At 64.1% G+C, this 19,733-nt stretch carries 15 protein-coding genes and 1 tRNA gene; 3 read left to right on the top strand and 13 right to left on the bottom strand.

Features of this window, described 5'->3' with window-relative positions:
- Positions 1–103 precede the first annotated feature (103 nt).
- The 4 genes from A7V84_RS13890 to A7V84_RS13875 all read right to left on the bottom strand — a co-directional run bounded on the left by A7V84_RS13890 (position 104) and on the right by A7V84_RS13875 (position 5,621).
- The gene (locus A7V84_RS13890; protein WP_063491565.1) at positions 104–2,479 is read right to left on the bottom strand and encodes an Orn/Lys/Arg family decarboxylase; all 2,376 of its coding nucleotides are present in this window, start codon (positions 2,477–2,479) and stop codon (positions 104–106) included.
- A 79-nt stretch (positions 2,480–2,558) separates the two neighbouring features.
- A complete protein-coding gene (locus tag A7V84_RS13885) occupies positions 2,559–4,013 on the bottom strand; it encodes a basic amino acid/polyamine antiporter (protein ID WP_025515596.1) in 1,455 nt (484 codons plus the stop codon).
- 523 nt (positions 4,014–4,536) lie between these two features.
- Positions 4,537–4,627, bottom strand: a tRNA-Ser gene (locus A7V84_RS13880).
- 103 nt (positions 4,628–4,730) lie between these two features.
- On the bottom strand, positions 4,731–5,621 hold the full coding sequence (locus tag A7V84_RS13875) for a LysR family transcriptional regulator (protein WP_025515595.1): 891 nt from the start codon (positions 5,619–5,621) through the stop codon (positions 4,731–4,733).
- Positions 5,622–5,765: 144 nt separating this feature from the next.
- Between A7V84_RS13875 and A7V84_RS13870 the strand changes: the two genes are divergently transcribed.
- A complete protein-coding gene (locus A7V84_RS13870; protein ID WP_063491566.1) occupies positions 5,766–6,743 on the top strand; it encodes a tripartite tricarboxylate transporter substrate binding protein in 978 nt (325 codons plus the stop codon).
- Positions 6,744–6,760: 17 nt separating this feature from the next.
- Here the strand turns inward: A7V84_RS13870 and A7V84_RS13865 are convergent, their stop codons facing one another.
- On the bottom strand, positions 6,761–7,981 hold the full coding sequence (locus A7V84_RS13865; RefSeq protein WP_063492541.1) for an MFS transporter: 1,221 nt from the start codon (positions 7,979–7,981) through the stop codon (positions 6,761–6,763).
- Between the two features lie 91 nt (positions 7,982–8,072).
- On the opposite strand from A7V84_RS13865, the gene A7V84_RS13860 reads away from it, so the two are divergent.
- A complete protein-coding gene (locus tag A7V84_RS13860) occupies positions 8,073–8,864 on the top strand; it encodes an AraC family transcriptional regulator (protein WP_033534998.1) in 792 nt (263 codons plus the stop codon).
- Between the two features lie 3 nt (positions 8,865–8,867).
- Here A7V84_RS13860 and A7V84_RS21695 read toward each other — a convergent pair whose 3' ends face one another.
- The 6 genes from A7V84_RS21695 to A7V84_RS13835 all read right to left on the bottom strand — a co-directional run bounded on the left by A7V84_RS21695 (position 8,868) and on the right by A7V84_RS13835 (position 16,964).
- Entirely contained in the window at positions 8,868–8,987 is a 120-nt protein-coding gene (locus tag A7V84_RS21695) for a putative transporter small subunit (RefSeq protein WP_376765108.1), read from the bottom strand.
- A 23-nt stretch (positions 8,988–9,010) separates the two neighbouring features.
- Entirely contained in the window at positions 9,011–10,699 is a 1,689-nt protein-coding gene (locus A7V84_RS13855) for a sodium:solute symporter family protein (RefSeq protein ID WP_025515590.1), read from the bottom strand.
- A 480-nt stretch (positions 10,700–11,179) separates the two neighbouring features.
- Positions 11,180–12,694, bottom strand: coding sequence for a SpoVR family protein (locus A7V84_RS13850; protein ID WP_025515587.1), 1,515 nt, complete (start codon positions 12,692–12,694; stop codon positions 11,180–11,182).
- Positions 12,691–13,950: a YeaH/YhbH family protein gene (locus A7V84_RS13845; protein ID WP_063491567.1), complete on the bottom strand. Its 1,260-nt coding sequence runs from the start codon at positions 13,948–13,950 to the stop codon at positions 12,691–12,693. Before A7V84_RS13845 ends, A7V84_RS13850 begins: the two co-directional genes overlap by 4 nt.
- A gap of 12 nt (positions 13,951–13,962) precedes the next feature.
- Entirely contained in the window at positions 13,963–15,879 is a 1,917-nt protein-coding gene (locus tag A7V84_RS13840; RefSeq protein ID WP_376765111.1) for a PrkA family serine protein kinase, read from the bottom strand.
- Positions 15,880–16,178: 299 nt separating this feature from the next.
- A complete protein-coding gene (locus A7V84_RS13835; protein WP_115638844.1) occupies positions 16,179–16,964 on the bottom strand; it encodes an AraC family transcriptional regulator in 786 nt (261 codons plus the stop codon).
- A gap of 124 nt (positions 16,965–17,088) precedes the next feature.
- Between A7V84_RS13835 and A7V84_RS13830 the strand changes: the two genes are divergently transcribed.
- The gene (locus tag A7V84_RS13830) at positions 17,089–17,850 is read left to right on the top strand and encodes an alpha/beta fold hydrolase (RefSeq protein WP_063492542.1); all 762 of its coding nucleotides are present in this window, start codon (positions 17,089–17,091) and stop codon (positions 17,848–17,850) included.
- Positions 17,851–17,925: 75 nt separating this feature from the next.
- Here A7V84_RS13830 and A7V84_RS13825 read toward each other — a convergent pair whose 3' ends face one another.
- Together A7V84_RS13825 and ribD are read right to left on the bottom strand one after the other, a co-directional pair.
- Positions 17,926–18,558, bottom strand: coding sequence for a riboflavin synthase (locus tag A7V84_RS13825; RefSeq protein ID WP_063491569.1), 633 nt, complete (start codon positions 18,556–18,558; stop codon positions 17,926–17,928).
- A gap of 9 nt (positions 18,559–18,567) precedes the next feature.
- Positions 18,568–19,725 carry a bifunctional diaminohydroxyphosphoribosylaminopyrimidine deaminase/5-amino-6-(5-phosphoribosylamino)uracil reductase RibD gene (gene ribD, locus A7V84_RS13820; RefSeq protein ID WP_328586991.1) on the bottom strand — a complete coding sequence of 386 codons (1,158 nt, stop codon included), beginning with the start codon at positions 19,723–19,725 and terminating at the stop codon, positions 18,568–18,570.
- Positions 19,726–19,733: the final 8 nt, after the last annotated feature.

Genomic DNA, 19,733 nt, shown 5'->3' with positions numbered 1-19,733 from the left:
CGCCAGGACTTGCAGATGTTTTAGAGCTATCAGTCATGTTGTGCCTTGTGCGTTGGAGAAGGAAACGCCGCCCGGCGGCCGTGCTGCCGGGCGGTCACTCGCGCTACTGCCGCCCCTTCTTGAACGAAGAAGTGCGGTGGCTTTTGAAGCTGACATGGCTGGGCGTGGCCTTGGGCTTGCGATCCTCCTCGACGATGGCCCGGACCCAGTAATCGCCGTCCTGATCGATGCTCACGCCCTGGATCTCGTGCTCGAACCCCGGGAAGCGCTTGTCGAATTCCTGCAGCGCCTTGAGATAGCCGGTGATCCCGGTATCGTTGGCCGGCAGGCGTTCGCCCGGCATCAGCACGGGAATTCCCGGCGGGTACGGCACCAGCATGCTGGCCGCGATGCGGTCGGCAAAGTCGGAGACCTTGACGCGCTCGGTCTGGTAGCGCACGACCTTCTGATATGCCTCTGCCGGCGTGAGCACGGGCTCGGGGATGCTGCGCACGGCCTCGCTGCTGTGCTTCATCAAATCCAGCTCCTGCATCGTGTCATGCATCTGCTGGCACAGTTCCTTGAGCGTCATGGAGGCATACTTCGGCGACGCGCTGGCCAGCGAAGGAATGGCGTCCGTGGCCTTGGCCCCGTTGTCGTAGAGTTTCTTGAACTCCAGCAGGCTCTCGATGAGGGTGCCCCACTTGCCCTTGGTGATGCCCACCGAGAACAGGATGAGCAGCGTGTAGTCGCCGGTGCGCGCCACTTCGATGCGGCGATCATCGAGGAACTTGCTGACGATGCCGCCCGGAATGCCGTGGGCCAGGTGCTTGCCATCCGGGGTGATGCCCGGGCAAGTGACGCTCACCTTCACGGGGTCCAGCATGCAGTCGGCGTCGCCGATGTCTTCGGCCGCGAAACCGTGCCAGGCGTCACCCGGGTTCAGCCGCCACAGTTCGGGCGTGTGGCTCAGCAGATCGATGGGGGCCTTGTGGAAGGCATACGCCTTGCCGGTGGCCGGATCCTTGATCTCGGTGGGCTGCAGCGCATCGAAGAACCACGAAGCGTCGCCGTCGGCCTCGACCAGCTCTTCCTTGACCTTGACGATGGCCTGGCGAAAGGCAATGGCCTCCTCGATGGACTCCTGCACCAGCGAGTACCCGCCCTTGCCCTGCATCATCGCCACGGCGACGTCGATCGAGGCAATGATCGGGTAGAACGGCGACGTGGTGCCGTGCATCATGAAGGAATCGTTGAAATCGTCGAAATCCAGCGGTGCCCGGTCGCTGGGCTTGACGTGGATCATCGAGGCCATGGACAGCGCCGGCAGCATTTTGTGCGTGGACTGCACCGCGAACAGCGTGGGCCGGTTGGGCATGTCGTCGGCGACATCCATGGCGAAGCGGCCGCGATACAGCGGATGGAACTTCGCGTAGGCGTACCAGGCCTCGTCGAAATGGATGCGCGGCACGCTTTCGCTCAGCTGGCCGACCACCTGGTTGACGTTATAGATGAAGCCGTCATAGGTGCAGTTAGTGACCACGGCATAGCTGGGGTCCGGGCTGACCGCCGTCGCCGCCAGCGGGCTGTCCTTGATCAGCTTGCTGATGCTGTCTTTCTGCAGGCGCTTGGCCGGGATGGGCCCGATCAGGCCATAGCCGTTGCGGCTGGGCGTCAGGTAGACCGGACGCGCCTGCGACAGCGTGAGACCGTGATTGAGGGACTTGTGGCAGTTGCGATCCACCACGGCGATTTCGTTGGCGCCCAGCGCGCCCTGGGCCACGATACGGTTGGAGCCGGAGGAGCCGGCCACGCCGTAGAACGTCCATTTGGCGCCGAACAGCTCGGCGGCGATCTGCTCGGACTGCTTGGGCGGACCGGCATGGATCAGGTAATCACCCATTTCGGCGGTCGCAACGCCGATATCGGCCCGCATCATGTTCTCGCCAAAGAAATTGATGAACTCGATGCCGACCGGATGTTTGACATAGGCCATGCCGCCCATGTGCCCCGGGCAATCCCAGTAGTAATCGCCGTCCTCGGTGAAATTCTTGAGGGTGCCGAAATAGGGAGGCAGCAGCTTCTCGGCGTAGCGATGAACTGCGGTATAGATACGGTTGGCCGTGAACTGCGGCGTTTCGGAATAGAGGTAAACGTATTCGTTGACCTCTCTGAGCACCGCAATCGGGACGCCGTCGACCGTTTCCACTTCCGAGAGCAGGAAGATCGGCAGCGAGTCATTGCGCTCGCGCAGTTTCTGGATCAGCGCCACGCTCTCATTGACGATATTGGGATTGCTGGTATCCCACAGCAGCGCCACGAAACTGAAGTGCGGACTCTGACGGATATAAGTCAAGCCTGCCTGAGGATTGACAGCTCTTTGAACCTCGAAGCCTCTTTCGGCGACGGCCGCCTCCAGCGCTTGTATGGTCTGAGCCGCGGGCAGCCCCTCTACCAGGTTATCGGAAAGTACGACCAACACTCTGTGATTAAACTTCATATCATCACTCTCAGTTGAAGTCGACCGGCACATCCGGCCTCTGATACCGACTAAAGGAACTCTGCGACAAATACCGCAATCAGAATTTGATATATCCCATGAAATAAAGCACGGCCACCAGGATATCCACGGCCAGCAACAGGACAAGCGCAATGCGCTCGCCCTTGTTCAGGGCCGCTTCGGACGACGGATCTTGCTTGCGAGCCCAGAAAAACAAGGGCAAACCTACCGTCAGCAATAACGGCGTCATCGCCACATACCGGATATCGCTCGCGTACAGCATGAACAGACAGAAGCCTGCACCAATAAGACTACTTAACAGTGCCAGACGAAGTCCGAGCGTCTGACGTTTCCGGTATTCGCCGTTGAAGCAGATTTTGGTCAGGTAGGCGGCCGAGGCGAAATAGGCAGGCAGCACGCAAATGGCCGAGATGCCCAGCAGCGTCAGCCAGGCATCGTGCGAGAAATACACCATCAGCATGACGCACTGCATGAACCCGCTGCTCACCCACAGCGCCACCGAGGCCGCGCCGCGCTTGTTTTCCCGGGCAAAGATCTTCGGGAAGGTGCCGTTCTGGCCCGCCACCTGCGGGATCTCGGCGCAGATCATGGTCCAGGCCAGCCAGCTGGTAAGAATCGAGATCAGGACGCCCAGATTGATCAGCACCTCCCCCCACTCGCCGGTGAGATGCTTCATCACGCCCGCCGTCGACGGATTGGGAATCACGCTCAGCGCACTCTGCCCCATCACGCTGAACGGCAGCACCGACACCATCATGCAGATGAGCAGGCCCAGGACGAAGCCGATGAAGGTCGCGCGAGCCACGTCCTCTTTCTTCATGGCACGCGCCGACAACGCCACCGCGCCCTCCACGCCGATGAAGCACCACAGGGCCACATACATGGGCGAGAGCGTCTGCGACAGGATGGAGCCCAAGGGTTTCGATGTCGCAGAGCCCTGCTGGCCCCAGATATCGGTGGTGAGCTGCGCATAATCCAGGAAGTAGGTCACCGCGCCGACGAATACCACCAGCGGGATGAGCTTCATGAATGTGCCGATGGTATTGAACACCCCCGCCATCTTGGTGCCGCCCAGCACCAGCGTGTGAAAGCCCCAGATGAGAATGGAGGCGCCCACGATGGAAGGCAGGTTGTTGCCGCCGGTGAAGTCTCCCGGCAGGAAGTAATTGAGCGTGTCCATCACCATGACGGCGAACGCCACATTACTGAACATGACCATGAGCCAGTAGCCCCAGGCCACGACAAAGGCGCTCAGCGGCCCGAAGCCTTCGCGGGCATACATGTAGATGCCGGACTGCAGGTCCGGCCGGACATCCGACAGCACCATGAAGGTCTTGGCAATAAAGAACATGCCGAAACCACTGATCAGCCACGCAATGACCACGGGCCCGAGCGCCGAGGTCTCCGCCATATTCTGGGGCAGGCTGTCCACCCCACTTCCGATCATCGAGCTGACAACAATAGCAACTAACGCTACAAGGCCGAGTTTCTGATTGGTGTCGCTAGTCTTCATGAGCCGCCAGGCGTTTCCGCCGCTGATAGTCAAAACAAACGCAGAAAGATATGCGGCATGGAATAGCCTTCCAAAACCGATCCGACAGCATCACTCGCCTGTTTTTTGCACATACCTGCGCAACATTGCGTAGCTGCTTTTCGCTCTTTCTTCCCAGTCTTTCTCAATCACCAAAACAGGAAACGCGAGCAGCCGGAAATCAGGAGCCATCTAAACAAAAGCCCTGCCCGTGCTTTGCATCTCATTTTCTTAGGGTAACCTGACAAAACAATCAGGTACAGCAAACAAGCGTTAATGCAACGCCCGCCGATACGCGTACGCACCCGGCCGGGGAAGCGGCAAAAGCAAGTTCAACGGAAAAAAATGACGCCCGTGCGCGAGCGGAAAAAAGAGAGCGCGTAGCGGCGCGATGCGCAACGGCATGCGTGGGGGTCAAAGAAAAAGGCCACCCGCATGGCGGGTGGCCTTTTTCAGTGCGGCAGAAAGACCGCAGGCTTTCTGAGTCAATCTACCGCAACATGTCTGGCGGACAGAGGGGGATTCGAACCCCCGATACGCTATAAACGTATACACGCTTTCCAGGCGTGCGCCTTCAACCACTCGGCCACCTGTCCTGATGGACTTCCCCGCCCGGCTTGGGCTTTTTTGCAGATGCAAAAAATGGGAATCCGCGATTCTAGCAGGTTTTTTTGAACCTGTGGACCGCGGCATTCGTGTTCAGGCGCCCTGGCGGGACAGCCTGTCGGCGGCCGCGATGGCCTGGGCCAGGAAGGGAGAGGTGTCGTCGCGTCGCCAGCTGAGGATCAGCGGCGAGGTGAAGGCCGGGGCATCGATGGGCAGGCAGACGATGTCGGCGCGCTGCGACTTCTGCACGCTGGCCGGCACCACCGTCAGGCCCAGGCCGGCCACCACCAGGCCCAGCGCGGTCTGCAGTTCATTGGCTTCCTGCACCACGCGCGGCGCATGGCCGGCAGCGCGCAGCAGACCCAATACGTGGTCCCCATAGTTGGGACGCGGGCGGGCCGGGTAAAGCACGAAAGGCTGAGCGGCCAGTTCATCCAGGGTGAGACGGGCCCGCCTGGCCAGGGGGTGACTCAACGGCAGCGCCGCCACCAGCGGCTCGTCCATCAGCACCCGCCGCTCGATGGCCGGATCGTCGAAGGGAATACGCCCGATGCCCAGATCGATGCGGCCGCTCTTGAGGCTTTCGATCTGCGGCAGGGTATTCATCTCGCTCAGGCCGACTTCGACCTGGGCGTCGGCCTGGCGCAAATGACGAATCAGTTCGGGCACGAAGCCATACAGGGCCGACGGCACGAAGCCGATGCCGAACCAGCGCGCCGACTGCGCCCCCAGGCGACGGGTGCCGGCCACGATTTCATCCAGCCGTGCGCTCAGCTGCATGGACTGCTCGTAGAAGAACCGCCCGGCCTCGGTGAGTTTCAAGCCGCGCACCCCGCGCTCGATCAGCAGCACCCCCAGCTCTTCCTCCAGCTGCCGGATCTGGCGCGACAAGGGAGGCTGGGCGATATGCAAGGCGGCAGCCGCGCGCGTGAAATTGCCTTCACGCGCCACGGCCTGAAAATAGCGCAGGTGTCGAAGCTCCACTTCTCTATACCCAGGAGGTATGAATGGCGACCAATATAGTCTTGGACCGGGGTTTTTTCCATTGCAATACTGCAAACAGAGGTAAGCCCTCTGCCCGGAGCCGGGCCGCCGCGCGCCTCGAAGAACCATAATCAGGAGACAGTGATGCGTTTGTTCCCCCTTCTGGCCCGTGCCGCGATGGCCGGCTGCGCCCTTTTCGCCGCCACGGCCGCCCAGGCCGCCGGCTACCCCGAGCGTCCGGTCAAGTGGATCGTTCCCTTTCCCCCTGGCGGGGCCATGGACAGCATCGCACGCACCCTGGGCGAGGCCATGGGGCGCCAGATGCAGACGTCTTTCGTGGTCGAGAATCGCCCGGGAGCGGGCGGCAACATCGGCGCGTCCAGCGTGGCCCGCAGCGCCCCCGATGGCTACACCATCATGATCGCGGCCAATGGCATGGCGGTGAATCCGGCGCTCTATCCGGGGCTGAACTACGACCCGCAAAAGGACTTTGCGCCGGTTTCGCTATTGGCCGTGGTGCCCAACGTGCTGGTCACCAACGCCGAACGCAATGACGCGACCTCGGTACAGGAAGTGATTGCGCGGGGGCGCGCCAAGCCGGGCGAATACACCTACGCCTCGGCCGGCGTGGGCACATCCATCCATCTGGCCGGAGAGCTGTTCACCGCCATGGCGCCGGTCGACATGCTGCATGTGCCTTACAAGGGCAGCGGGCCGGCCATTGCCGACCTGCTCGGCGGCCAGGTGGACTATATGTTCGACAGCATCACTTCGGCCGGACCTCATATCCAGGCAGGCAAGTTGCGCGCCCTGGCAGTCACCACCGCCAAACGGTCGCAGGCGCTGCCCGATGTGCCGACCGTGGCCGAGGCCGGGGTGCCCGACTACGAGCTGATGCCCTGGTTCGGCGCCTTTGCCCCGGCCGGCACGCCCCCCGAGCGGGTACAGGCCCTCAACCAGGCAATGCGCCAGGCGCTGGCCGACCCCAAGGTGCAGCAGACGCTGTCCTCCATCGGCGCCGAGGCCATCGGCAGCAGCCCGCAGGCCCTGCAGGAGCATCTGGCCAAGGAAACGGCGCTGTGGGCCGAACTGATCCCGGCGCGAGGCATCAAGGCCCAGTAAGCCGCGAAAGGCGCGCTTCAGGAGCCGGCGCGAGCCGGCTTCAGCGGCGTATTGGACGAAGGTTCGCCCGGCAGCAGCGAGACCATGGCCGCCGTGCAGGCCGCCAGCCCCGCCATCACCAGCAACAGCGTGGTAAAACCCGCCTCCTTGACCAGCGGCCCGAGCAGCCATACCGCCAGCGAACTCACCCCGAAGGACACCGTCAGGCGCATGCCGGCCACGCGCGAGCGGCTGTGATCATCGACATAGCGCACGATCATGGCGTCGGTGAAAGGAATCGCGCCGAAGATGAAGATCATCGCCCCCAGCAAGGCGGCATAGAACGCCCACCCCTGCGCCCAGGCCGCCCACAGCAGCAGGGGCACCTGGAACAGCGCAATGGACCGATACAGCGGCTTGAGCGCCACGCGATCGATCAGGCGCCCCACCACAATCTGCGCGAACGACGCCACCACATAGATCGCGGCCAGCAAGGCCCCCACCAGCACCGGATCGTCGACGACGTGCTGCAAGCGCTCATCGAGCAATTGCGCATTGCCATTGGTGGTGAAATTGAACAGCAGGCTGCCCGTGATGGCTGCCGCCGTCATCACGGCGAAGGCGCGCGCCAGCGCTTGCGGCGAGAGCGTGACGGGCGCGCGGACCTTGCGTCGCGCAGGCGCCTCGGCCTCCTCGGGGCAGACACGCATGAAGATCAGGCCGCAGACGATGGCCAGCGCACCCGGCACCGCGAAGGCCGCACGCCAGCCCAGCGTCTGGACCAGCACGCCGGTCACCAGCGCCGCCACGGCCACGCCCAGGTTGCCCGCCAGCCCGTTCACGCCGATCACCGCCCCCGGGTTGGGCGCATGCTGCACGATCATCGGAATGCCGACCGGGTGATAGATCGCCCCGAACAAGCCGACCAGGGCAAGTGCGCCCGCCAATTGCCAGGCGTTGCCGGCCAGCGCGCACAGCAGCGTGGCCGCACCGATGCCAAAGAAAAACAGCAGCATCATGCGCCGCCGCCCCCACACATCGCCCAACTTGCCGGCCGGCCAGGAACCGATGCCGAACATGAAGAAGGCAGCCACGCCATAGGGCATGAGGTCCTCCCACTGGGCAAAGCCGAAGTCGCTGGCGATGGCGCCCACGGCCGTCGCGAAGATCAGCAGGAACATATGGTCGATGCCGTGGGCCACGTTCAACAAGAGCGTCACGGGACGAGCGTGCGGTCGGGGAGGATCGGAAACGTTCATGAAAGTCGCCATGCCAGAGCCGGGAGGATGCTCCAGTGTGCCGAGAAGCGACTATTCTGTCTCTCGGTGTTCTGACTGAAACTATCGAGAAATGGACAAACCAGCCTCCCATCCCGACAAGCCCGGCGCCCCCATCATCAGCGTGGTCTATCCGGATGCGCCGGGCGTGGTCACGCGAAGGCGCACGCTGCAGGCAGACTTTCATGTCCGCCCACATTGGCACGAACGCGCCCAGCTGTTATATGCCTCGCATGGCGTGATGCGCATCAGCACGCAGCGCCGGCTCTGGATTGTTCCCCCTACCCGGGTGCTGTGGATCCCGGCGCAGGTCGTGCACGAGATCCGCATGAGCAGCACCGTGGACATGCGCTCGCTCTACCTGGACGCCAGCCTCACCCGCAACATGCCGGCCGGGTGCGCCGTCCTTGAGGTCACGCCCCTGATGCGCGAATTGATGTTGCGGGTGTCGGAGACGGCCGCCCCGCGCCAGGGCGGCCCCGAGCACGACGTACTGAGCGCAGCCCTGCTGCTGGAACTGGGCCGCCTGCCTGCCGGCGGCTTTGAGCTGCCGTTGCCGGCCAGCGACGACCTGCGCGACCTGTGCGCGGACTTGCTGGCCGAGCCGACGCTGGCCGCCACGCCGGCGTGTGCCGCCGCGCGGCTGGGCGTCAGCGACCGGACGCTGTACCGGCGCTTTCTGCGCGAGACCGGCCTGAGCTTTCGCCGCTGGACCGAACAGGCGCGCCTCCTGGAGGCCGTGCGCCGGCTGGCCGAAGGCGTGCCGGTCACCACGGTGGCGCTGGACCTGGGATACCAGAGCCCAAGCGCCTTCAGCGCCATGTTCCACCGCCACATGGGCATGCCGCCCAGGCAGTGGCGCTAGCGCTCAGAGCATCGCATCGCCGGACTTGCGGGCGGCCCGGATGTCGCGTCGCAGCGCAACGATGAGAATCGCCAGGATCGCAAAAGAAATCACCGGCCAGACGAGAAAATAGAAAGTCAGCATATTCATGGCTCCTTGAAAGGGACTCAGCCGCGCGCGGGCTGCGGCGTGGGCCGGGGCTCGGCGTCCAGCATGCGGGCCTTCTCGTCATGAAAGGACGTCACACGATCGGCCAGCAGATCGAAATCGAAGCGCTCCTTGCTGCGCAGGCTGAGCGCCACGCACACCACCGTGCTCACCCCATAGGCGGTCAGCGAGCCCAGCAAGACGATGTACTCGCGCAGCGTTCCCAGGAAATACGGCACGAACACCAGGGTCGCGATCACGCCCACCGCGATGGCCAGCTCGCGGCGGAAAAAGGCGAACGTCATCAACCCCAGCACCACGCCGCCGCCGATGGCCGCGCACAGCTCGTAGAACACCGCAACCGGGCCGCTGATCGGAATCAGTTCGAAACGCACGATGGTAAAGAGCGCCACGGCAGAGATCACCGACCAGAAGAAAGCCCGGTTATCGACGCGATCCCAATAGAAACTCACGATCACCGGGAACACGATCGCGCCCCACAATGCCCCCACAAACACCAGCATCACCAGGATATCCAGCCGCAGACTGGCGAAGATCACCCCGATCATGGTGGCCACGATCATGGTGGCGCGCCCCCAGATCAGCATGCGGCGCGGGCACGGACGGCCGCGGGCCACGTTCTTGGCGTAGATATCGGTCATGACGATGGCCGACAGCGCGGCCAGGTCGGAGTCGGCCGTCGAGGACAGCGACCCCACCACCAGGATGAAAAAGAGCGCAATGCCCACCGGCGGCAGATAGGTCGAGGCCATCTGCGGGATGATGTTGTTCATGTTGCCATCAACCGGCTCCAGGCCCACGAACAGCGCCAGCAGGCCCAGCATGCCCAGGCCGATCACCACCGCGCCATAACCCACGGTAGCCGTCAGAAAGGTCGGCTTGATGAGGTCTTCGCGCACGGCGAACAAGCGTTGCGCAATGGTCTGGTTGCCGATGGCATAGGCCAGCACCGCCACGAAATAAGGTGCGCCCTGTTCCAGAAAGGCCCGCGTCGAGAAGAAGTCGGCCTGCTCGGCATTGAGCCGCCACATATTGGCTTCCAGCATCTGCGGACCGCCGGCGTTGAAGAAAATCAGCGGGATGATGACGATGGCGGCCAGGATCATGGCCACCAACTGCGCGAAGTCGGTCATCACCGAGGCGCGAAACCCTGACCAGAGGGTGTACGACAGCACGCCCAGCCCGGCGATCAATACGCCCTGAATGAAGCTCAGCGGGCTGAGCATGGATACCAGCGCGCCAGCCGCCGTGAAGTTCACCATCAGGCTGATGCAGCTGCCCACCAGGTTGGACACTGCCATGATCATCTGGCTGGATGCGCCATGCCGCGCGTGGATCACCTCGGCCAGCGTGTGGGCCTTGGGCGCCAGCTTGCGAAAGCGTCTGCCGAAAGGGTAGATGAACAGCACCATCAAGGCGCCCCAGAACCCGTAGTGGATGGGCCCGGAGAGCCCGTACTTGTACCCCGATGTCGCGCTGGCATAGAAAGAGGCTGCCCAGATCCAGGTGGCGATCATGCTGGCCGCCGACAGCCCGAACCCCACCGAGCTGCTGGCCACCATGTAGCCGTCCACGTTCTCCGACTTGCGGCCGATCATCAGCGACATCAGAAAAGTGGCCCCGTAGAACGCCACCAATAGCAGTACCGCGGTCGTTGCCGACAATTGGAAGAATTCTGTCTCTTGCATCTTGGTCTTTTTTCCTTACTGGTCCGCCTGCGGCCACCCTCGCATCTACCGCGCGGATGCCGGTTGCGCAACATGCGATGGGCGGCATTACCCCATTGCAGAAAGCGAATCCCCTGCCGCGCGCGCACGAGCGGACACCTGTCCATGAAGAACACAGGTCAATGCCTCAATGGGCGGTTGCCGCCAGCGCGAGCGCGCGCTCGTCTGGTGACCGCAAGGGGGCTGACGGGTACAGGCGCAAGGCCCGATGCGGTTCGGCAATGCACCGGCTTTGTGAGCCGGCGGGTGTCATCCTCGGCCGCGAGCGGCCTGGACAGGGGTTTCGGCATTTCTGCCGGGCCGCTGTGCGCGGCCTTGATGCTGGACATCCTCAGGAGCGGTTTTCACTCCGCCAGATGTCTGGTGTTTGCTAAAACGAGCTGCCAAGTATAGGGGCTATCGACGTTCGCGTCTAATCGCAGTCTCGCGCAACGCCTGCGATCAGACGTCGATCTGCCGGTAAGCCAGCACTGTGCCGTCGGCGCCGGCCTCTTCCAGGCGCACGCGAAACCCCCACAGCCGGGCGACGTGGCGCAGCACCTGTTCGGCCTCGGCAGCCGCCAGCGCACGCCCGCGGTGGCGGCGATGCCGCAGCACCAGCGCGCGATCGCTGTCCCGCTGAAAGCGCTGCACCTGCACGTCGGGCACCTGGTTGTCGCGATCGTGCTGGGCGGCCAGCAACCTGCGCAACTGGCGATAGCCCTCGTCGTCGTGGATGGCGGCCACCTCGAGTACCGGACTGGCCTCGTGATCGGCAATGGCAAACAGGCGGAACTCGCGCATCAGCCGCGGCGACAGGTATTGCAGAATGAAAGACTCATCCTTGAAATTACGCATTGCGAAGTCCAGCGCCCCGTGCCAGTCGGCGCCGGCCAGCTCGGGAAACCAGCGCCGGTCCTCATCGTCCGGGGCCTCGCAGATGCGGCGGATATCGCGCATCATCGCAAAGCCCAGCGCATAGGGGTTGATGCCGCCATAGCCGCGCTCGTCAAAGCCGCGCTGGCACACCACATTGGTATGGCTTTGCAGCACCTCCATCATGAAGCCATCGCCGACCTGGCCCTGCCGGTGCAAATGGTTCAACAGGGTGTAGTGCCAGAACGTAGCCCAGCCCTCGTTCATCACCTTGGTCTGGGTCTGAGGATAGAAATACTGCGCCAGCTTGCGCACGATGCGCACCAGCTCGCGCTGCCAGGGTTGCAACACGGGCGAGAATTTCTCGATGAAATAAAGCAGGTTCTCCTGAGGCTCGGCCGGGAAGCGCTCCTGCGGCGCAGGCGCCAGCGGCACGGCGCCACGCGGCACCGTGCGCCACAGGTCGTTGTATTGCATCCGCGCGTGCTCCTCGCGCTCGGCCTGGCGCGCCGCCTCCTGGCGCAGGGACAGCGCCGGCGGGCGCTTGTAGCGGTCCACGCCATGCAGGCTGAGCGCGTGGCAAGCGTCAAGCACCGCCTCGACCGCCTCGATGCCATGGCGCGCCTCGCAATCCATCACATACTTGCGCGCGAACACCAGGTAATCCAGCACGCCGTCCGCGTCGGTCCACTGCCGGAACAGATAGTTGCCCTTGAAGAAGGAGTTATGCCCGTAGCAGGCATGCGCGATCACCAGCGCCTGCATGGGCAGGGTGTTTTCCTCCATGAGGTAGGAAATGCAGGGGTTGGAGTTGATCACGATCTCATAGGCCAGCCCCTGCATGCCCTTGCGATAGAACTGCTCATTGCGGATGAACTCCTTGCCATACGACCAATGCGGATAGCCCAGCGGCAGCCCCGCTGACGCATAGGCATCGAGCATCTGCTCCGAGGTGATGACCTCGATCTGATTGGGATAGGTATCCAGGCCATAGCCACGGGCTACGGCCGCGATCGCCTCGTCGTAGCGCTGCAGGGCCTCGAAGCTCCAGTCCGCGCCTGTGGGCAGGGCCGGCGTGCGTTCCAGCATGGCGGTGCTCATGCGGCCTCCTTCTTGAAGAGCTCATGGAAGACCGGATAGATCTCGCCGCGTTCGTGGATGCGGCGCATCACGAAATGGGGCGCCTGCTGCTCGGCATACTCGGCCCACAGGCTGCTCTTGCGCGCCTCGCTCGTCTCGGGCACTTCGATATAGGCAAAATAACGCGTTGCCGGCAACAGGCGCTCGGCCAGGAAGCGTGCGCTGCGCCCGGCGTCGGCGCCGAACGAATCGCCGTCGCTGGCCTGGGCGGCATACACGTTCCAGGCTGCGGGCGGATAGCGCGCCTGCACGATCTGATCCATCAGCTCCAGGGCCGAAAGGACGATGGTGCCGCCGCTCTTCGGATCGTGGAAGAAAGCCTGCTCGTCGACTTCCTCGGCGCTGTCCGTATGGCGGATGAACACCAGCTCCACGGTTTCATACTTGCGCGACAGAAAGAGATACAGCAGGGTGAAAAAGCGCTTGGCCAGGTCTTTCTTGCGCTCATCCATCGACCCGGACACATCCATGAGGCAGAACATCACCGCACGCGCCACCGGCGTAGCCTGCTCGACCCGATGGCGATAGCGCAGGTCCATCTCATCCAGGAAGGGCACTTGCGCGGCGCGGCGCTGCGCGGCCTGCCAGACCTCTAGCAAGGCAGCCAGCTCCTGCTCGTCGGCCTGCCTCGCCTGCGCCTGCCGCCATGCCTGCTCGGCCTCATCGGCCTCGCTGCGCGCATTCAGGCCCAGCGCCATGCGGCGCGCCAGCGAGGCCCTCAGGCTGCGGGCGATCGACAGCTGGCTGGGCGCACCGGTGGTGGTGTAGCCGGCGCGGCGCCAGTGCTTCTGCGACACGTCTCCCAGCTGCGTGCGGGCCAGCTGCGGCAGCTCCAGATCGTCGAAGAACAGCTTGAGGAACTCCTCGCGCGACAAACTGAAGGTGAAGGCATCGACGCTGTCTCCTTCGCCCGGCTGCGCTCCCCCCTCCCCCTGGCCGCCCTGGGGCCGGGCGATGGCGTCGCCCTTGACGAACTCGCGGTTGCCGGGATGCACGATCTCCCGGTCGCCGCCTTCGCCGAAGCGAAAGCGGGGCTCGGAGATATCACGCGCCGGCAGATTGATCTCGGCGCCCTGGTCCATGTCCGTGATCGAGCGTTCGCGCACGCTCTCCTGCACGGCCTTGCGTATCTGCTCCTTGTAGCGGCGCAGAAAACGTTCGCGATTCACGGCGCTCTTGTTGCGCCCGTTCAGGCGGCGATCGATGAACGTGTTCATGACGCCTCTCCTTCAGGATGACTTCCTCACGCGCAGATACCATTCGCACAGCAAGCGCACCTGCTTCTCGGTATAACCCTTGCCGACCATGCGATCCACAAAGCTCTGATGCTTGCGCTTGTCATCGGCGGAAGCCTTGGCATTGAACGAGATCACCGGCAGCAAATCCTCGGTGTTGGAGAACATCTTTTTCTCGATCACCTCGCGCAGCTTCTCGTAGCTGGTCCAGTCCGGGTTGCGTCCGCCGCTGTTGGCGCGCGCGCGCAGCACGAAATTGACGATCTCGTTGCGGAAGTCCTTGGGGTTGGCGATGCCGGCGGGCTTCTCGATCTTCTCCAGTTCGTCATTGAGCGCGGCGCGATCGAAACTCTCGCCGGTTTCGGGGTCGCGGAACTCCTCGTCCTGGATCCAGCAATCGGCGAAGGTCACATAGCGGTCGAAGATATTCTGGCCATACTCCGAGTACGACTCCAGATAGGCCGTCTGGATCTCCTTGCCGATGAACTCGGCATAGCGTGGCGCCAGATAGCCCTTGATGAACTCCAGGTAGCGCCGGCGCTGTTCGTCGGGGAAATCCTCGCGCGCGATGCGCTGCTCCAGCACATACATCAGGTGCACCGGGTTGGCGGCCACTTCGACCTGGTCATAGTTGAAGACGCTGGCCAGGATCTTGTAGGCGAAGCGGGTGGACACCCCCGTCATGCCCTCGTCGGTGCCGGCGTAGTCCTTGTACTCCTGCAGCGACTTGGCCTTGGGATCCACATCCTTCAGGGTTTCGCCGTCATACACGCGCAGCTTGGAGTACAGGCTGGAGTTCTCCGGCTCCTTCAGGCGCGAGAGCACCGAGAACTGCGCCATCATCTCCAGCGTGCCCGGTGCGCACGGCGCCTGCGCCAGCGAACTGTTGCGCAGCAGCTTCTCATAGATGCGCTGCTCTTCGCTGACCTGCAGGCAGTATGGCACCTTGACGATGTAGATGCGGTCCAGGAACGCTTCGTTGTGCTTGTTGTTGCGAAAGGTCTGCCACTCCGACTCGTTGGAGTGGGCCAGGATCACGCCATTGAAGGGAATGGCCGAAAAACCTTCGGTGCCCTTGAAGTTGCCTTCCTGCGTCGCGGTCAGCAAGGGGTGCAGCATCTTGATGGGCGCCTTGAACATCTCCACGAACTCCAGCAGCCCCTGGTTGGCCAGGCACAGCCCGCCGCTGTAGCTATAGGCGTCCGGATCGTCCTGCGAATAGCGATCGAGCTTGCGGATATCGACCTTGCCCACCAGCGATGAAATATCCTGGTTGTTCTCATCGCCCGGTTCGGTCTTGGCGATGGCCACCTGGCGCAGCACCGAGGGGTGCACCCGCAGCACGCGGAACTGCGTGACATCGCCGTCGAACTCTTTCAGGCGCTTGATCGCCCAGGGCGACATGATGCCGCTCAGATAGCGTGGCGCGATGCCGTACTCGGCCTGCAGGGTCTCGGCATAGCGGTCCGGCGCAAACAAGCCCAGTGGCGACTCGTTGATGGGCGACCCCTTCAGCGCATAGATGGGGTAGTCCTGCATCAAGGCCTTCAGGCGCTCGGCGATGGACGACTTGCCTCCCCCCACCGGCCCCAGCAGGTACAGGATCTGCTTGCGCTCCTCCAGACCCTGCGCGGCGTGCTTGAAGAAAGCGACGATCTGCTCGATCACCTCTTCCATGCCGTAGAACTCTTTGAACGCGGGATAGCGCCGGATCGTGCGGTTTGAAAACAGGCGCGACAGACGCGGATCGTTGCGTGTATCGATGAGTTCCGGCTCGCCGATGGCAGCGAGCATACGCTCGGCCGGACTGGCGTAGATCATCGGATCCTGACGGGCCAGTGACAGATACTCTTGCAGCGAGAGTTCGGTGTCCTGGTCGCGGGCGTACTGGGACTTGAAGCTATCGAGGATGCTATGCACGGCAAACCCTCCTACTTGGCCAGACGTGAAATGGATCCGCGGCGCGGAGCCAAAACTCAGGGGGTCCAGGTCATTGTGTGCCTGTCACTCCAGCCTCGCCAGTCCTAATTGCGCCGCCGGGGCCACCCCACTATGTAGTCGTCGCGCTTTCACCACACACAATAGACAGGGTACCGCGCTGCGTGGCGGTTGGATTGCGGAGTTTCCCCTACATGCTTTTCGATACCGTACGAAACGGCCGGCGCGCTGACGCCCAGCGCAAACGGCGCCCGGTGACACAAGCGCCGGGCTCAGGCTGCGCGCTGCGCCCGCAGATACTGGCTTGGCGGCATTCCGAGTACGCGCCGGAATACCGATGAGAATGCGCTCGGGCTGACATATCCCAGATCCAGCGCGATGCGCGTGATGGCCTGGCCGGCGCTCAGCCTCTCGATGGCCGCCAGCAGACACACCTGCTGACGCCATTGCGCAAAGCTCACCCCCGTCTGCTTGCGAAACTGCCGCGTGAAGGTACGTCGGCTCATGCCCGCCTCGGCGGCCATGCGGTCAAGCCCGAACGCCAGCGACGGCGCATCGAACAGACACCGGCAAGCCGCAGCCAGACGCGGCTCGGCCGGCAACGGCGCATGCAACGACAGACGCGGCATCACCGCGATCTCCGCCAGCAGCAGGCTCATCAGTTTGCCGGCGCGTCCCTCGAGTTCGTACAAGGCAGGCAGATCGATGGCTTCCTCCAGAAGATGCCGCAGCAGCGGCGACACGCCATGCACGCCGCAATCGGCCGGCAGCTGCTGCGCCCGCACCTCCTGCGGCGACACAAAGACGTTGAGCATGGTGACGTGGCCACGCATTGTCATCTCATGGGGGATGCCTGCCGGCACCCAGCAGGCACGTTGCGGCGGCACCAGCCACCGGCCCTGCGGCGTGGCCACACTGATCGTGCCCCGCGAGGCGAATGCGAACTGCCCGCGCCGATGCCGATGGACCGGGAACGAAGATCCGGCAACGTACTCATTCGCCGTCACGACCACACCGCGAGGAATATCTTCGAAAGGATCGACCAGGGTATTGCGCATGGCCCAAATTCTATAGCGATTGACCCGATGCCGAAGGCGGGCCCCGCCGGGGCGACCTACGATCTGCCCCATCGGCCTGCGCCGATCCCTCCCAAGACGGTCTCTCCTTCACTGCGGAATCATGATGTCCAACTCCTTTCATTGCGTGGGCAATGGCCCACACACCGCGCTGGTCCTGCACGGCTGGTTCGGCGACGCCCATGCCTTCGCGCCCATGGAACCCTGGCTGAACGGCAATGCCTTCCGTTATCTCTTCATGAACTACCGGGGTTATGGCGACCGCATGCACACGCCAGGCGCCTGCACCATCGACGAAATCGCCCACGATGCGCTGGCGCTGGCGGACGCACTCGATATCCATCGTTTCAGCCTCGTCGGCCATTCGATGGGCGGCATGGCAATCGAACGCATTGCCACCCTGGCGCCGGATCGGGTGCGGGCGCTGGTAGCCGTGGCGCCAGTCCCTTGCGGCGGCGTCCGATACGATGCACCGACCCGGCAGTTTCTCGAAGCCGCAGCCCGCGAGCCGGAATACCGCAAGGCCATCATCGATCGCAGCACCGGCATGCGCCTGCCCGACACCTGGGTCGCATGGAAGGCCGACTATTCGGCCGCCCATGCCTGCCCGGATGCCTTTGGCGCCTATCTGAGCGCCTGGGCCGACACCGACTTCAGCGATGCGATCACCGGCACTCACCCGGTGAAAGTTCTGGTGGGCGAACACGACCCCACCTTCACCGCGGCCCTGATGACGCGCACCTACCTGCGCCGCTATCCCCGGGCCTCGCTCGAGATCCTGAAAAACGCCGGCCACTATCCGATGAACGAGACGCCCCTCGCGCTGGTCAGCGCCATCGAATCCTTCCTGGCCGGCGAGGCCGGCTGAGCGCCCCCCTGGCAGAACAAAGCAAGACGGCGGCCCGCGGGCCGCCGTCTTGCCGACACTGACGCTGTCCGTGGTTCAGCCGGCCACGCCCGGCATCACGCCGGCACGCAGCATGCGCTCCACATAACGGGCAATCATATCGATCTCCAGGTTGACCTGATCGCCGGCCTGCAATTGACCCAGCGTGGTGACAGCCTGCGTATGCGGAATGACATTGATGCTGACGTCGCAGCCCTCGGCCGCGTCATCCACGCGATTGACCGTCAGGCTCACGCCATTGACGGTAATCGAACCTTTGTACGCCAGGAATCGCGCCAACGCCTGCGGCACGGCGATCACCAGCTCGCGCGACTCTCCCGCCGGCGCAAAGCGGCGCACCGTACCCAGCCCATCGACATGGCCCGACACCAGATGGCCGCCCAGCTTGTCGCCCAGGCCCAGCGATTTCTCCAGGTTGACCGGCGCGCCCTCGCGGTCCAGGCCAACCGTCAGGCGCAGGCTCTCGCGCGAGACATCGACCTCGAAGCCGCGCGGCGACAGGGCCACCACCGTCATGCAGGCGCCCTGCACCGCAATCGAGTCGCCGATGGCGACGTCGCTCATGTCCAGGTCGCCGGCATCGATATCCAGCTTGACGCCCGCCGCTTCCCCGCTCAGGGGCTGTACCTTGTCGATGCGGCCCACCGCCGCCACCAAACCCGTAAACATACGTTTCTCCTAAAGGGACGGCCGCGCCAGGGCCTGGCGGGTACTGTCCAACAGCGCCTGCCAGCGCACCGGGTCCCGGGCCAGCAAACGCACATCCCCGCCTACCGGCACCATGTCGGTAAACGCAAAGCGCCGCACGCCCTCCAGGCTGTGCAGCGCGGGCAGATTCAACATCCCCGCGGCATCGCCCAGCAGCACGGGCGCCAGATATACCAGCAGCGCATCGATGCAACCGGCCTCGAACAGCGCGCCCGACAGACCGGCGCCGGCTTCCACGTGAACCTCATTGCAATCCCGGGCAGCCAGCCAGCGCATCATCGCCGCCAGATCGACACGCTGTCCGCCGGCATCGGGCAGACAGATCACCTCGGCCTGACGCTCGGCCAGACGCGCCGTCCTGTCCGCATCCTTCACCGCCGTGAAGACCCAGGCCGGCCCATCGTCGAACAGGCGCGCCTGGGGCGACACGCGCAGCTGCGCATCGACCAGCGCCTTGCGCGGCTGGCGCGGCGTAGCCACCTCGCGCACGTTCAGCCTCGGGTCGTCGTGCAGCACAGTGCCGATGCCGGTCAGCACCACATCGGCCCGCGCTCGCCAGGCATGGCCGTCGGCCCGCGCCTGAGGGCCGGTGATCCACTGCGATGCGCCATTGTGCAGGGCGCTGCGACCATCGAGCGAGGCAGCCAGCTTGAGCCACGCCCAGGGGGTCCCGCGGCTCATGCGGGCCACGAAGCCGGCGTTCAGGGCCAGGGCCTCTTCTTCGCATACGCCTTGCGTGACGCGAATGCCGGCTGCGCGCAGACGCGCGCAGCCCTTGCCGGCCACGCTGGGATTGGGGTCGCCCAGCGCGACCACCACGCGCGCAGGCGCCGCGGCCACCAGCGCATCGGCGCAAGGCGGCGTGCGGCCGAAATGGCTGCAGGGTTCAAGCGTGACATAGACGGTGGCGCCCGCCAGCGCATGCCCGGCGGCCTGCGCGGCGCGCAGCGCCATGACCTCGGCATGCGGACCGCCCGGCGGCTGGGTGGCGCCCTCGCCCAGCACCTGGCCATCGCGCACGATCACGCAGCCGACCCGGGGGTTGGGCGAAGTGGTGTGGATCACGCCCTGCGCCAGCGCCAGGGCGCGACGCATCCATTCGACATCTTGGAAACTGGCTTCAGGCATGCCGGGAA

It is taken from the genome of Bordetella trematum (assembly GCF_900078335.1).
Lineage (GTDB): Bacteria > Pseudomonadota > Gammaproteobacteria > Burkholderiales > Burkholderiaceae_B > Bordetella > Bordetella trematum.
Note: the sequence above shows the minus strand (reverse complement) of the source record. Positions and strands in the feature narration are given on the sequence as shown.

Excerpts from the sequence above, each read along its gene's own strand:
- A7V84_RS13890 (WP_063491565.1), bottom strand. The coding sequence starts at position 2,479 with ATGAAGTTTAATCACAGAGTGTTGGTCGTACTTTCCGATAACCTGGTA.
- A7V84_RS13885 (WP_025515596.1), bottom strand. The coding sequence starts at position 4,013 with ATGAAGACTAGCGACACCAATCAGAAACTCGGCCTTGTAGCGTTAGTT.
- A7V84_RS13870 (WP_063491566.1), top strand. The coding sequence starts at position 5,766 with ATGCGTTTGTTCCCCCTTCTGGCCCGTGCCGCGATGGCCGGCTGCGCC.
- A7V84_RS13865 (WP_063492541.1), bottom strand. The coding sequence starts at position 7,981 with ATGAACGTTTCCGATCCTCCCCGACCGCACGCTCGTCCCGTGACGCTC.
- A7V84_RS13860 (WP_033534998.1), top strand. The coding sequence starts at position 8,073 with ATGGACAAACCAGCCTCCCATCCCGACAAGCCCGGCGCCCCCATCATC.
- A7V84_RS21695 (WP_376765108.1), bottom strand. The coding sequence starts at position 8,987 with ATGCTGACTTTCTATTTTCTCGTCTGGCCGGTGATTTCTTTTGCGATC.
- A7V84_RS13855 (WP_025515590.1), bottom strand. The coding sequence starts at position 10,699 with ATGCAAGAGACAGAATTCTTCCAATTGTCGGCAACGACCGCGGTACTG.
- A7V84_RS13850 (WP_025515587.1), bottom strand. The coding sequence starts at position 12,694 with ATGAGCACCGCCATGCTGGAACGCACGCCGGCCCTGCCCACAGGCGCG.
- A7V84_RS13845 (WP_063491567.1), bottom strand. The coding sequence starts at position 13,950 with ATGAACACGTTCATCGATCGCCGCCTGAACGGGCGCAACAAGAGCGCC.
- A7V84_RS13835 (WP_115638844.1), bottom strand. The coding sequence starts at position 16,964 with ATGCGCAATACCCTGGTCGATCCTTTCGAAGATATTCCTCGCGGTGTG.
- A7V84_RS13830 (WP_063492542.1), top strand. The coding sequence starts at position 17,089 with ATGTCCAACTCCTTTCATTGCGTGGGCAATGGCCCACACACCGCGCTG.
- A7V84_RS13825 (WP_063491569.1), bottom strand. The coding sequence starts at position 18,558 with ATGTTTACGGGTTTGGTGGCGGCGGTGGGCCGCATCGACAAGGTACAG.
- ribD (WP_328586991.1), bottom strand. The coding sequence starts at position 19,725 with ATGCCTGAAGCCAGTTTCCAAGATGTCGAATGGATGCGTCGCGCCCTG.